This is a genomic window from Streptomyces sp. NPDC059875 (assembly GCF_042731085.1).
Classification (GTDB): Bacteria; Actinomycetota; Actinomycetes; order Streptomycetales; family Streptomycetaceae; genus Streptomyces.
Window position 1 is genome coordinate 97,669 of the sequence record NZ_JBHWJZ010000017.1, and the last position, 12,729, is coordinate 110,397.

At 73.6% G+C, this 12,729-nt stretch carries 11 protein-coding genes; 7 read left to right on the top strand and 4 right to left on the bottom strand.

Translation table 11 applies throughout. The features are described from left to right. Positions 1-56: 56 nt before the first annotated feature. From ACFV9D_RS21645 to ACFV9D_RS21665, 5 genes are all read left to right on the top strand, one after another. Entirely contained in the window at positions 57-1,316 is a 1,260-nt protein-coding gene (locus ACFV9D_RS21645) for an APC family permease (RefSeq protein ID WP_385148436.1), read from the top strand. Between the two features lie 20 nt (positions 1,317-1,336). After that, complete coding sequence (locus ACFV9D_RS21650) at positions 1,337-2,653, top strand: lysine N(6)-hydroxylase/L-ornithine N(5)-oxygenase family protein (protein ID WP_385148439.1); 1,317 nt, start codon at positions 1,337-1,339, stop codon at positions 2,651-2,653. Between the two features lie 52 nt (positions 2,654-2,705). Then, positions 2,706-3,416, top strand: coding sequence for a pyridoxamine 5'-phosphate oxidase family protein (locus ACFV9D_RS21655; RefSeq protein WP_385148441.1), 711 nt, complete (start codon positions 2,706-2,708; stop codon positions 3,414-3,416). Positions 3,417-3,476: 60 nt separating this feature from the next. Then, positions 3,477-4,817, top strand: a complete 1,341-nt coding sequence (locus tag ACFV9D_RS21660) for an aspartate aminotransferase family protein (RefSeq protein ID WP_385148444.1) — start codon at positions 3,477-3,479, stop codon at positions 4,815-4,817. Between the two features lie 124 nt (positions 4,818-4,941). Continuing rightward, on the top strand, positions 4,942-6,240 hold the full coding sequence (locus tag ACFV9D_RS21665; protein ID WP_385148448.1) for an MFS transporter: 1,299 nt from the start codon (positions 4,942-4,944) through the stop codon (positions 6,238-6,240). A 27-nt stretch (positions 6,241-6,267) separates the two neighbouring features. Here the strand turns inward: ACFV9D_RS21665 and ACFV9D_RS21670 are convergent, their stop codons facing one another. Next, the gene (locus ACFV9D_RS21670; protein WP_385148451.1) at positions 6,268-7,155 is read right to left on the bottom strand and encodes a sigma factor-like helix-turn-helix DNA-binding protein; all 888 of its coding nucleotides are present in this window, start codon (positions 7,153-7,155) and stop codon (positions 6,268-6,270) included. A gap of 22 nt (positions 7,156-7,177) precedes the next feature. Then, the gene (locus ACFV9D_RS21675) at positions 7,178-7,576 is read right to left on the bottom strand and encodes a DUF6479 family protein (RefSeq protein ID WP_385148454.1); all 399 of its coding nucleotides are present in this window, start codon (positions 7,574-7,576) and stop codon (positions 7,178-7,180) included. 123 nt (positions 7,577-7,699) lie between these two features. Here ACFV9D_RS21675 and ACFV9D_RS21680 point away from each other — a divergent pair, with 123 nt between their 5' ends. Together ACFV9D_RS21680 and ACFV9D_RS21685 are read left to right on the top strand one after the other, a co-directional pair. After that, on the top strand, positions 7,700-8,209 hold the full coding sequence (locus tag ACFV9D_RS21680; protein WP_385148457.1) for a SigE family RNA polymerase sigma factor: 510 nt from the start codon (positions 7,700-7,702) through the stop codon (positions 8,207-8,209). 73 nt (positions 8,210-8,282) lie between these two features. Further along, positions 8,283-9,584, top strand: a complete 1,302-nt coding sequence (locus ACFV9D_RS21685) for a hypothetical protein (RefSeq protein ID WP_385148460.1) — start codon at positions 8,283-8,285, stop codon at positions 9,582-9,584. Between the two features lie 54 nt (positions 9,585-9,638). Here the strand turns inward: ACFV9D_RS21685 and ACFV9D_RS21690 are convergent, their stop codons facing one another. Beyond that, positions 9,639-11,342, bottom strand: a complete 1,704-nt coding sequence (locus tag ACFV9D_RS21690) for a bifunctional 3'-5' exonuclease/DNA polymerase (RefSeq protein WP_385148463.1) — start codon at positions 11,340-11,342, stop codon at positions 9,639-9,641. 64 nt (positions 11,343-11,406) lie between these two features. After that, positions 11,407-12,651, bottom strand: a complete 1,245-nt coding sequence (locus ACFV9D_RS21695; RefSeq protein ID WP_385148466.1) for a LuxR C-terminal-related transcriptional regulator — start codon at positions 12,649-12,651, stop codon at positions 11,407-11,409. Between the last annotated feature and the right edge of the window lie 78 nt (positions 12,652-12,729).

Sequence of the window (12,729 nt, forward strand, 5' to 3'; positions counted from 1 at the left end):
CCGGGCCCGGCCACCGCCCTCGTTTCCCCCACCCCCCACCCACTGGAGGTGACCCCATGACGGACCTCGTGTCCCGCCCCGCTTCTGTCGGCGCGGAGGCGGGCCCCAAGCTCGGTGTTCGGGCGCTGGTCGTGTTCTACGTCAGCAGCCTCGTCGGGACCGGCATTCTGCTGGTGCCCGGGCTGACCGAGCGGCAGGCCGGGCCGGCCTCCGTGCTGGCGTGGCTGGCGCTTGCCGTCTGTTCGTATCCGTTCGCGCGGTTCTTCGCGGAGATGTCCGCCTGGCGGCCGGACGCCGCCGGTCTCGCCGCGATGGTGACCGCCGGTCTGGGGCGGCGGCCGGGGCGGGCCGCCGCGCTGTTGCTCGTCGCCACGTACGTCATCGGCAACCCGGTCATGGGCATCGTCTCCGCCCGCTGTCTGCTCGGTCTGCTCGGGCAGCCCGACGGGCCGGTGTACCCGATCGCCATGGGCTTCATGGCCCTCTCCGCCGCGTTCACCCTGCTCGGCCTCACCGCCGGCGCCCGGGTCCAGGCCGCCTCGCTGGTCGTGCTGCTGCTCGGGCTCGGCGGGGCCGTGGCCATCGCCGCGCCGCGGTTCGACACCGGGGAGTACACCCCCTTCCTCACCCAGGGCTGGGGCGGCGTCGGCATCGCCGTCGTCACCGCGTTCTTCTCCTTCCTCGGCTGGGAGAACGTCTCCACCCTCGCCGAGCAGGTCGACGACCCGGCCCGCAGTTACCGGCGCGCCATCCGCTGGGCCGTGCCCATCGTGGGGCTGCTCTACGCCGCCGTGACCGCCGCCTACCTCGCCGTCCCCGGCGACGAACCCGTCGTCATCACCGCCCTGTTGGGCGCCTCCCTCGGCGAGGCCGGGGCCGTCGCCGGTGATCTGCTCGCCCTCGGGCTCGCGGTCGTCGCCACCAACGCCTGGGTCCTCGGCGCCACCCGCGTCGTCCGGGCCGCCGCCCGCGACCGCATCCTGCCGGGCGCCCTGGCCGACCGTCCGGTGCCGGCCACCGTCGCGCTGACCCTCGCCTACACCGCCGTCCTCGGCACCCTCACCCTCACCGGCACCGGTGAGGAACTCGTCCTCATCGTCACCAGCAGCGCGTTCCTGCTGCTGTACGTGGCGGCGGCCGCCGCCGCCCTCCGGGCCCGCGGCACCGGGCGCGCTCTGCGCACCACCTCGGTCGTGACCCTGGTGATCGCCGCCGTCTTCCTCTCCTTCGCGGGGACGGGTCTCCTGCTCGCCCTGCTCCTCGCCGCCGGCTGCGCCGCCGTCACCGCCCGGCGCACCTCCACCCGCTCCGCCTGACGCCAGAAAGGCCCCGCGCCATGAACCGCACCACCCCCGTCTACGACATCGTCGGCGTCGGCTTCGGCCCCGCCAACCTCGCCCTGGCCATCGCCATCGAGGAGTACAACGAGCTGGCCGCGCCCGACGAGAAGCTCACCGCCGTCTTCTTGGAGAAGCAGCCGTCCTTCGGCTGGCACCGCGGCATGCTGATCCCGGACGCCACCATGCAGGTCTCGTTCCTGAAAGACCTGGCCACGATGCGCAATCCGCGGAGCCGCTTCGGCTTCGTGCCCTACCTCCACGACCGGGACCGACTGGTCGACTTCATCAACCACAAGGTGCTGTTCCCGACCCGCGAGGAGTTCCACGACTATCTCCAGTGGGCCGCCAACGGCGTGGACCACATGGTCCGTTACGGCCTCGAGGTGACCGCCGTCCGTTCCGCCGGCCAGGCCGGTCCGGCCGTCGAGGTCGACGTCATCGCGGTCGGCGAGGGTGAGGCGGCCACCTACCGGGCGCGCAACCTGGTCCTGGGCACCGGTCTCGTGCCCCGGCTGCCCGAGGGCGTCGAATCCTCCGAACGCCTCTGGCACAGCAGCGAGTTCCTGCACCGGCTCGCCGCACTGCCGACGAGGAACCCGCGCCGTTTCGTGGTCGCGGGCGCCGGGCAGAGCGCCGCCGAGATCGCCGACCATCTGCACCGTACGTATGAGAACGCCGAGGTCGTCGCCGTTCACACGCGGTACGGCTACAGCCCCGCCGACGACAGCCCGTACGCGAACCGCATCTTCGACCCGGAGGCCGTCGACCTCTACCACGGCGCCGACTCGGAGGTCCGGCGCAAGCTGATGGCGTACCACCGCAACACCAACTACGGCGTGGTGGACATGGACCTGATCGAGGAGCTCTACCGCCGCTCCTACCAGGAGAAGGTCCGCGGCGAGCGGCGGCTGCGCATCATGGGCGCCTCGCAGCTGACGTCGGTCGAGGCGGACGCCGACGAGGTCCGGGTGCGGGTGCGCAACCTCGCGACCGGTGAGACCGAGGCGCTGACCGCCGACGCCGTCGTCTACGCCACCGGCTACACCGAGCCCGACCCGGCCCGGCTGCTCGGCGGACTGGACGCGGCCTGCCTGCGTGACGAGGACGGCCGGCTGCGGGTGCACCGCGACTACCGGGTGCAGACCGGACCGGAGCTCGCCGCCGCCGTGTACCTGATGGGCGGGACCGAGCACAGCCACGGCATCACGGCGAACCTGCTGTCGATGGCCGCCGTGCGGGCGGGCGAGATCTGCGACTCGCTCGTGGCCGGCCGCCGTTCCGACAGGCGGGCGCCGGTGGCGGCCCGCGGCTGAAGCCCGTAGAAACCCCGGAAGCACGTCGGTACGACCCTACGAAGAGGACACCATGAGCACCGCCGCCGAACAGGTACCCGCACCGGACGAACTGGCCCCCACCGAACGCACCCGGCTGCGCCGGATGCGTCACAAGGGCAGTCATCGGCGCGCCGATCTGGAGGAGGTGCTCGCCGCCGGTTTCCTGTGCCACCTCGGCGTCACCGTCGACGGGACCACGATGGTGGTGCCCACCGCCTACGGCACCGACGGCGACCGGCTCTATCTGCACGGCTCGGTCGCCAGCCGGAGCCTGGTCCAGGCCCCCGACGCGACCGTCTGCGTCACGGTGACGCACGTCGACGGCCTGGTGCTCGCCCGCTCCGTCTTCGAGCACGGCGTCAACTACCGGTGCGCGATGATCTACGGCGTGCCGCGGCTCGTGACCGACCCGGACGAGAAGCTGCGGGGGCTGCGGGCGCTCACCGAGCAGTGCGCGCCGGGGCAGTGGGAGTACGCCCGGCAACCCAGCCGGAAGGAGCTGGCGGCGACCGCGCTGGTCGCGCTCGACCTCGTCGAGGCCTCGGTGAAGATCGCCACCGGGCCGCCGGACGACGGCGACAGCCCGGACGCGGAGCTGGGGCTGTGGGCCGGGGTGCTGCCGGTCGTCACCACGTACGGGGAGCCGGTCGCCGATCCCGTCCTGCCGGCGGGCATCGAGCCGCCGGCGCACATCGCGGCCCGCGCGGGCCGCGTCCTGACCGGGGAGGCGGTCCAGGCATGACGCGTACGAGAGACGAGGCGGTCCAGGCATGACGCGCACCGACGACGAGGCGGTCCAGGCATGACGCGTACCAACGACCAGGCGCGCGCCGCCGACCGCGCCCATGTCTTCCACTCCTGGTCCGCGCAGGCGCAGACCGAGCCGATGCCGGTGGCCGGCGCCTCCGGCGCGTACTTCTGGGACCACGAGGGCAACCGCTACCTCGACTTCTCCTCCCAGCTCGTCTACACGAACATCGGCCACCAGCATCCGCGGGTCGTCGCCGCGATCCAGGAGCAGGCCGGGCAACTGTGCACCGTCGCCCCGAGCTTCGCCGTCGACGTCCGCTCCGAGGCGGCCCGGCTGATCGCCGAGCACACGCCCGGCGACCTGGACCGGATCTTCTTCACCACGGGCGGCGCGGAGGCGGTCGAGCACGCGGTACGGATGGCCCGGCTGCACACCGGCCGGCCCAAGGTCCTGTCCGCGTACCGCTCGTACCACGGCGCCACTTCCACCGCGATCCACCTGACCGGCGACCCGCGCCGCTGGCCCTCGGACACCGGCGCGGCCGGTGTCGTGCACTTCTGGGGTCCGTACGCCTACCGGTCGTCCTTCCACGCCACGGACGAGCGGCAGGAGTGCGAGCGGGCGCTGCGTCACCTGGAGGAGACGATCGTCGGCGAGGGGCCGGGCACGATCGCGGCGGTGCTGCTCGAATCGGTGGTCGGCACGGCGGGCGTCCTGGTGCCCCCGGACGGCTATCTGGCCGGGGTGCGCGCGCTGTGCGACCGGTACGGCATCGTGTTCGTCCTGGACGAGGTGATGGCGGGCTTCGGGCGTACGGGACGCTGGTTCGCGGCCGACCACTGGGGTGTGGTGCCGGACCTGCTCACCTTCGCCAAGGGCGTCAACTCCGGCTACGTGCCGCTGGGCGGGGTCGCGATCGGCGCGAAGATCGCCGCGACCTTCGCCGACCGCCCGTACCCCGGCGGCCTCACGTACTCCGGCCATCCGCTGGCCTGCGCGGCGGCGGTGGCCACCATCGAGACCATGCGCGCCGAGCGCGTCGTCGAGCACGCCGCCGACCTCGGTGCGCGCGTGCTCGGCCCGGGGCTGCGCGAACTGGCCGCCCGACACCGCAGTGTCGGCGAGGTCCGGGGCCTCGGCGCCTTCTGGGCGCTGGAGTTGGTCACCGACCGCACCACGCGCGAGCCGCTCGTGCCCTACGCGGCCACCGGCGAGGCGGCCGCGCCGATGGCCCGGGTCGCCGCGGCCTGCAAGGCGCGTGGCCTGTGGCCCTTCGTCCACATGAACCGCATCCATGTCGCCCCGCCCTGCAACCTGACGGAGTCGGAGGCGAAGGAGGGCCTGGCGATCCTGGACGAGGCGCTGGAGGTCGCGGACGCGGAAGCGCGGTGATCGGCGGCGGACCCGGTCGGACGTCGTTCGCCGGGCCGCCCGGGCATCGGTGTAGCGCGGCTTAACTGTCTCTATAGAACTATTCGCTTGTGCTGACGCGTCGGGGTGCGGCAGGTTCGCAGACATGCGATCCGACTCACCCTGGCGCGTGCGCGACTTCCGAACTCTGTTCTCCGCGGCGGTCCTCAGCCACCTCGGTACCAACGTCGGATACGTCGCCGTCCCGCTGATCGCGGTCGAGGCCCTGGACGCGAGCCCCGGCGAGGTCGGGGCGCTGGCCACCCTCGCCACGCTGGCCTTCCTGCTCATCGGCCTCCCCGCCGGGGCGTGGGTGGACCGGCTGCCCCAGCGGCGCGTGCTGATCGCGGCGGACGCGGCCCGCGGACTGCTCTTCGCCTCCGTGCCCGTCGCCTGGTGGTGCGACGCGCTGACCCTCGCCCAGCTCCACGCGGTCGTGCTGCTCAGTGGCTGTGCCACCGTCTTCCACGACGTCACCGGGCAGAGCATCCTGCCCCGTTTCGTCGGCCGGGACGGACTCGTACAGGCCAACGCGGCCATGGTCAGCCTGATGGCCGTCACCAACGTCGCCGGACGCGGAGCGGGCGGCGGTCTGGTCCAGCTGCTCACCGCCCCCCTGGCGGTGGCGGGTGCCGCGGTGAGCCATCTGGCCTCCGCCGTACGGCTCCTGTGGCTGAAGGAAGCGGCGGCGGCGCCCGCGCCGGCCGGCCGGAAGCGGGAACCGCTGCGTGCCCAGATCGCGGCGGGTGTACGGCACGTCCTCGGGAACAAGGAGCTGCGGGCGCTCGCGCTGTCGGCCGCGCTCACCAACCTCGGCTCGCAGATCATGAACACGATGATGCCGGTGCTCTTCGTCCGCGAACTCGGGCTCTCCGCCGGTTTCCTCGGCGTCTACTGGGCGGCCGGTGGCCTCGGCCTCCTGCTCGGTTCCCGCTGCGCGCGGGCGGTGGCGGCCCGCCTCGGCTACGGCCGCACCCTGGGCCTGGCCGGCCTCGTGCTCGCCCCCGCCGGGCTGCTCGTCCCGCTCATCGGGCACGGTCCGTGGCTGTGGATCGCGGGCGCCGGGTGGCTGCTGGCCATGTTCAAGACCGGCATCGACAACGTCCTCGGCGTCAGCCTGCGCCAGCGGATGACGCCGGATGTCCTGCTCGGCCGTATGAACGCGACCTTCCGCTTCCTGCTCACCGGGGCGCTCGCGATCGGCGCGGCGGTGGCGGGCCTCCTCGGCGAACTCGTGGGCATCCACCCCACGATGTGGGTGGGCGGCGCGCTGCTCGCCACGGCGTTCCTCCCGGTGTTCCTCTCGCCGGTGAGAAGGCGCCGCACTCTCCCGCCCCAGGCCGCCGCCACCCCCACGGCCCCACGGGACACCCGGACGAAGGACGCCGAGTCCGCGGCTTCTTGACCGGCTCGGTGGGGCCGCGCAGGGACCTCACTCCGGGAGGATCTTCACGTCCAGGCGGTCGAGGTGGCCCGGGTCCCTCAGGGTGTCGACGGCCGTGACGTGGCCGTCGAGGACCGTGAAGGCGATCACCGACGTCGGGGGGCCGGACGGCGCCTCCACCAGTCCGGCCGCGCCGTCCACCAGCGCGAGCCGCGCCGCCGGCCCGATCCGGCCGGCGAAGCTCTCCGCCACCGCCCTCGCCCCGTGTGCGGTGCCCGCCCCGGCCCGTACCGCCGCCTCGTCCGCCCGTAGCACGACGTCGGGGTCGAGGAGGGCGAGCAGCGCGTCGACGTCGCCGCTCCGCGACGCGGCGAGGAAGGCGGCGACGACCTGGCGCTGGCGCGGCAGGTCCGGTTCCGGCATCTCCTCCGTGCCCTGCACCCGCCGCCTCGCCCGGGCGGCCAGCTGCCGGGCCGCGGAGGGGGTGCGCTCCACGATCGGCGCGATCTCCTCGAGGGGCACCGTGAACATGTCGTGGAGCACGAACGCCAGCCGCTCGACGGGCGTCAGCGTGTCCAGGACGGCGAGCAGCGCCCTCTCCTCGGGGTCGGTGACCTGCCCGGGCTCGCCCGCGCCCCAGGGGTCCCAGGGATCCGCGCGCCGCGATTCGCGCGACCGCAGCATGTCCAGACAGACCCGGGCGACGGCCAGGGTCATGTCCTCGGAGCGCGAGTCGGGGCCGGAGCCGAAGCCGGAGCGCGCGTCGGCGTCGGAGCCGGCGTCGCCCAGCCGCAGCCGCGCCTCCCGCACGGCTTCGTCCGCCTCGCCGGCCGAGCCGAGCATCCGGTACGCGACCGCACGCAGCCGCGGCCTCTGCTCCTCGAAGCGGTCCGTCAGGGACGCGTGATCGTCAGGATTCAGCGCGTGATCGACCACCGGTCGCAACCTCCGTGAGGCGTCAGTCGCCGTGCCCCGGCCCACCGCTGCCGAAGCCGCCGCTCGAGATCCCGCCCCACTTGCGCTTCTCCTCGCTCGGCGGGTCGGGCGAGGTCTCGGAGCCCGACGTGCCGCCGTCCTTCAGCTGGTACGGCATGAGCCGGTGTTCGCCGTCGGTCTGGGGCATCTCGGCGGGCCTGCGGTACTCGGACGTCTCGCCTGGAAGGCCGCCTTCCGGCCGGTGGGGCTGATCCTCGGGCTTGGGCGTCGGGGACTCCTTGTCCCTGACCCGCATGCCCAGCCAGAACGCGCCGATCAGTACGGCGACCACGACCAGGCCGCCGAGAACCTGGGCCAGTCCGGACTGCCAGACTCCGGCCGCCGTCGTGACCCCTGCGGAATCCAAGAGAAAAGCGTTCATGTCTCAGGGATACCCCTTCTCGGGCGTTCTGGGACATTTCGGATGGGTCGAAGTCGTGTGAAACATTTCCTCGCGCCCATCGCGTCATTGAGGTGTAAGGCGGCCACGACGGAGGGGAGGGGCATGAGACAGTCCCGCGCGGACGAGTTCCTGGAGTTCGCCTCCGCCCGTTCCGGTCACCTGTTCCGGTCGGCATGCCTGCTGACCAGCGGCGACACCCACCTCGCCGAGGACCTGGTGCAGGAGACGCTGGGCCGGATGTACGCGCTGTGGGGGCGCGTACAGCGGATCGGCAACCCCGCCGGGTACGCGCAGACCGTCCTCGTCCGCACGTTCCTCAGCCACCAGCGGCGACGCTCCGCGACCGAGCGGCCACTCGGGGAGCTGCCCGACCGGGCCCCTGAGACCGGCGACGACCCGGCGCTGCGGATCGCCCTGCTCGACGCGCTGGCCGCGCTGGCGCCCAAGGACCGGGCGGTGGTGGTGCTGCGGTACTGGGAGGACCGCAGCGTCGACGAGACCGCCGACGCGCTGCACGTGAGCTCCGCGGCGGTACGTACCCGCTCGGTGCGGGCGCTCGGCAAGCTCCGGGAACGGCTCGGCGGCAGCATCGCCGAGTTCGCACACCGCTGACCTCGCGCTCACCCCGGCGCTTCAGAACTTCTGTACCTTTCACACACCCATGGACCGGAGACGGTGATTCGGCATGCCTCTGAACGAGGGACACGAACGATTCGAGGAGGAGCTCGGTGACGCCCTGCGCCGTACCGGCGACGGTTTCGCCGCGGGCGACGGCCGCGACCTGGTGGCCGGCGGGCTGACCCGCGGCCGGCGCCGCGTGGTGCGCCGCCGGGCGGCAGCGGTCACCGGCAGCGTGCTGGCGCTCGCCGTGGTGGGCATCGGCGGCGTGTACGGCGGTGACCTGCTGGGCTCGGGCGGGGCGGCCAAGGGGGCCTCGGTCGCGGCCCCGAAGCCGGAAGGGGACGGCCAGGGGCGGAGCGCACGCGACAAGGCCGTACCGGCCGACAAGGCGGGAGCCGAGGCCCGGATCCCGGTCGAGGACCTGGCGGCCGTGCTGAAGGCGAACACCCCCGCCGGCGACTGGGCCATCGACGGGGAGAACGGCACGGGGCAGAGCGTCACGGGTGTTTACGACGACGGCAAGGGCAAGGCGGGCGTCTCCGTCGGCCTCTCCCGGGCGGGGCAGGGCAAGGAGGCCGGCGCGGGCCAGGTGACCTGCCCGGACGCCGCCTTCGTCGAGTTCGACGCCTGTACGAGCGACACGCTGCCGAACGGCGACCGGCTGATGGTGTTCCAGGGATACGAGTACCCGGACCGGCGTGTGGACACCAAGAACTGGCGGGCGGTCCTGCTCACCAAGGACGGGTTCCTGATCGACGCGAGCGAGTACAACGCGCCCACCGCCAAGGGCTCGGAGATCACGCGCACGGGCCCGCCGTTCACCCCCTCCCAGCTGAAGAAGCTGGTCACGGCCGAGGGCTGGCGGCCGCTGCTCCAGCAGCTGCCCGTGCCGCGGACCGAGCAGCTTCCGCCGGGCGCCGTCACCGGACCCCTGGAGGTGAACGGCGCGGCCGTGCAGGCGACGCTGCGCTCGCTGCTGCCCAAGGGCCTGAAGGTCACCTCCAAGGGCGGTGAGGGCGAGTTCGCCTTCGTGGTCGTCGACGACGGCAAGGGCAAGAGCCTCGTCCAGATCAACGTGCAGTACGGCATGGACGATGTCGCGGGCGACCTGTTCGGCAGCGGCGCCACCACGCTGCCCGACGGGCGGTTCCTGAAGTTGACCCGGCAGCCCGGTGAGAAGGGCGGCGCGGGCGTGGTCTGGTGGACGGCCGACACCATGACCAAGGCCGGCTTCCGCGTCGTGGTCTCCGCGTTCAACACGGGCGCGCAGCACCAGGACGCGACGCGCGCCGAGCCCGCCCTGACGATGGAGCAGCTCAAGGCGATCGCCCTCAGCGACACGTGGGCGAAGCTCCCGGCGAAGTAGGGGGAGCCGACGGGTGAGCGGGCGGCCGGACCCCGGCGGGGGCCCGGCCGGCCGCTACTTCGCGTCCGCGTACCGCTCCACCGTGGCGATCGTGAACGGGAAGCGCACCGGGGTCTGTCCGAACGTGATCCGCCCGGCCTCGTCCCCGGCGGCGCGGATCGCCTCCGTGACCGCCTCCGCCTCCTCGGCCGGGCAGTGCACGATCACCTCGTCGTGCTGGAAGAAGACCAGCTCGGCCCGCATCCCCGCGGTGGCGCGGCGCAGCGCGGCGAGCATCAGCAGCGCCCAGTCCGCGGCGCTGCCCTGTACGACGAAGTTACGCGTGAACCGGCCGCGCGCCCGCGCGTTGCTGGAGGCGTACCCGGGCGTGAACTCGCCCTCCGCCACGGAGGGTTCACCGCTCTCGCCGCCCTCCTGGGGGATGCCCGCCTCCTCGGCCTCGCCCGCGCCGACCGCGCGCGGACTGGTCCGGCCGAGCCAGGTCCGTACGAGCCGGCCCTCCTCGCCGGCCTTCGCCGCGTCGTCGACATAGGCCACGGCCAGCGGGAAGCGGCGGCGCAGCGCGGCCAGGTTCTTCAGGCCGTCGCCGCTCGTCTGGCCGTAGATCGCGCCGAGCAGCGCGAGCTTGGCGTGGTCGCGGTCGCCGGAGAACGCACGGTCCGACAGCCGGGTGTAGAGGTCGTCGGGGTGCCCGGCGACCTCCATCAGGCCGGGGTCGCGGGAGATCGCGGCCAGGACCCGGGGCTCCATCTGGTCGGCGTCGGCGACGACCAGCCGCCAGCCCGGGTCGGCGACGACGGCCCGACGGATGACCTTGGGGATCTGCAGGGCGCCCCCGCCGTTGGTGGTCCAGCGGCCGCTGACCGTGCCCCCGGGCAGGTACTCGGGCCGGAAGCGGCCGTCGCGCACCCAGTCCTGGAGCCAGGACCAGCCGTGGGCGGTCCAGATCCGGTACAGCTTCTTGTACGCGATGAGCGGCTCCACCGCCGGGTGGTCGATCTGCGCCAACTCCCAGCGGCGGGTGGACCGCACCCGGATGCCGGCCTGGGCGAAGGCCTTGACCACGTCGGCGGGCAGATCGCTCCGGACGCGCCGGCCGAAGGCGGCCGAGACCTCGTCGGCGAGTTCGGCCAGGCGACGGGGCTCGCCGCCGCCCGCGTACCGCTCGCCCAGCAGCTCGTGCAGCACCTCCCGGTGCACATCGGCCCGCCAGGGCAGCCCGGCCCGGTGCATCTCGGCGGCGAGGAGCATCCCGGCGGACTCGGCGGCCGTGAGCAGCCGCATCCTGCCCGGATGCTCCGCCCGTTCGTGGCGGCGCTGCTGCTCGGCGTACACCTCCAGGAGCCCTTCGAAGGGGACGGCGGTGGCGCTGGCCCTGGGCTCGAAGAGCGAGTCCTGGGAGCCGGGCTCGGCGGCCCGCTGCGGTGGATCGGGCGGTACGGGTGCGTTCCGCAGGCGCGCGAGGGCGGCGGCCGCGGACCGGGGCTCCCCGAGGCGCCCCTCGTGGCTGAGGAGCAGCTGCTCGGCCGCCTCGATGTCGTAGCACCGCTCGACGCGTACGCCGGCGGCGAGGAGCCGGGGATGGACCTCGGCGGTCGAACGCCACACCCAGCGGGCGACGTCGGGCCGGGATCGGACGGCCTCGACGAGATCCGGCTCCCGGACGACAGCGCCGGAGGGCAGCCCGTCGGGACCGAGCGGGACGAGCAGCGCTCCGTCCCCCTCCGCCTCGCGGTCCAGCGCCCACCTCTCGCTCATGGGTGCGAGTCTGACACCTGCCACTGACAGCGCCCGGTCACCGCACCGCCGCCCGCCGACGCCGTCACGCCGCCTTGTGGAAGAGCGCCGCGGCCTCGCCCCTGGAGGCGACTCCCAGCTTCGTCAGGATGTTGGCGACGTGGAACTTCACCGTGGACTCGCTGATGTGGAGTTCCTGCGCGATCTGCCGGTTGCGGTGGCCGAGCGCGAGCTGGGTCAGGACCTCCAGTTCGCGGCCGCCGAGGTCGGTGAGCGGGTCCACGGCCGTGGTCGGTGCGTCCGGGGTGGCCAGCGGGAGGGTCGCCGTGAGCGTCGTGCCCCAGCCGGGGACGGCGTCCATGTCCAGCCGGCCGCCGAGCACCTCCAGCCGGTCGGTGACGCTGCCCGCGCCCAGCGGGCAGGCGTCCAGAGCGCCCGCGCCGTCGTCCCGCAGCGTGGCCCGCAGCTCGTGCTCCGTGACCTGCCAGCCGACGCGGACCCGGCTCACCGATTCCTGCTCCAGGACCACGAGCAGCAGCGCCCGCACGATCGCCCGCGCCCCGTGCGCCACGTCCGCCGCCAGGGAGCGCGAGCTGTCCGGCGGGCCGAGTTCGAGCCGTACCGGGCTGTGCCGAAGCATGATCCGCAGCCCGTCCGCGAGCCGGTCGAAGGCCTCGTGGGCCGGCTCCTCCGCGACCGAGCGGTCCCGCTTCGACTCCGCCCGCATCTCGATCAGCGCGTTGACCGCGAGGTCGGTGGCCGTCACCCGGGCCGCCCCGTCGTCCAGGGCCCGGCTGCGGAGCACCCCGAGGATCCCGGAGAGGGCCGCCGCGTGCGCCGTCGTCAGCTCCGCGATGACCCGCGCCCGGGTGTCGGCCGCCGCCCGCGAACGGGCCAGGGCGCCCGGCAGCGCCTCCACCGCGAACCGGTCGAAGTGACTGGTCACCAGGTCCCAGAGGGCCTGCGCGACGGCCAGGGTCCCGTCAGGTACGGGCCCGGTGCCGTCCTCCCGTACGAGCACGAGGACCGAACGGCGGGCGGTCGCGTCGCTGGTGACGGCGACGACATCACGCTCCGCGCCGCCGACCGTCGCCCTGCCCTGCCAGGGGCTGCCGGGCGTGCCGGAGGCCAGCAGCGGGGCCAGTTCGGCTGCGTTGATCAGGCCGCTCTCGTCGACCGCCTTGAAGGGCGAGTGCGCGCAGTGCGTGGAGAGTTCGGCGGCGGCCCGGTGCGGGATCAGCGGCGCGAGCGCGGCCGAGAGCCGGGGCAGGATCTCGCCGAGCGGCTGCCGGATGATCTCGTACGCGGTCGTCAGCGTGGTCGCGTCCATGCGGATCAGCGTAGTGAGCCCCGCCCTGTCCGTGGCTGGTCTTTCGGACAGGTGGGACTGGCCGTTCGGGCGGCCGGG

Bases quoted from the DNA above. Each gene is read 5' to 3' on its own strand.
- ACFV9D_RS21645 (WP_385148436.1), top strand. From the start codon at position 57: ATGACGGACCTCGTGTCCCGCCCCGCTTCTGTCGGCGCGGAGGCGGGC.
- ACFV9D_RS21650 (WP_385148439.1), top strand. From the start codon at position 1,337: ATGAACCGCACCACCCCCGTCTACGACATCGTCGGCGTCGGCTTCGGC.
- ACFV9D_RS21655 (WP_385148441.1), top strand. From the start codon at position 2,706: ATGAGCACCGCCGCCGAACAGGTACCCGCACCGGACGAACTGGCCCCC.
- ACFV9D_RS21660 (WP_385148444.1), top strand. From the start codon at position 3,477: ATGACGCGTACCAACGACCAGGCGCGCGCCGCCGACCGCGCCCATGTC.
- ACFV9D_RS21665 (WP_385148448.1), top strand. From the start codon at position 4,942: ATGCGATCCGACTCACCCTGGCGCGTGCGCGACTTCCGAACTCTGTTC.
- ACFV9D_RS21675 (WP_385148454.1), bottom strand. From the start codon at position 7,576: ATGAACGCTTTTCTCTTGGATTCCGCAGGGGTCACGACGGCGGCCGGA.
- ACFV9D_RS21680 (WP_385148457.1), top strand. From the start codon at position 7,700: ATGAGACAGTCCCGCGCGGACGAGTTCCTGGAGTTCGCCTCCGCCCGT.
- ACFV9D_RS21685 (WP_385148460.1), top strand. From the start codon at position 8,283: ATGCCTCTGAACGAGGGACACGAACGATTCGAGGAGGAGCTCGGTGAC.
- ACFV9D_RS21690 (WP_385148463.1), bottom strand. From the start codon at position 11,342: ATGAGCGAGAGGTGGGCGCTGGACCGCGAGGCGGAGGGGGACGGAGCG.
- ACFV9D_RS21695 (WP_385148466.1), bottom strand. From the start codon at position 12,651: ATGGACGCGACCACGCTGACGACCGCGTACGAGATCATCCGGCAGCCG.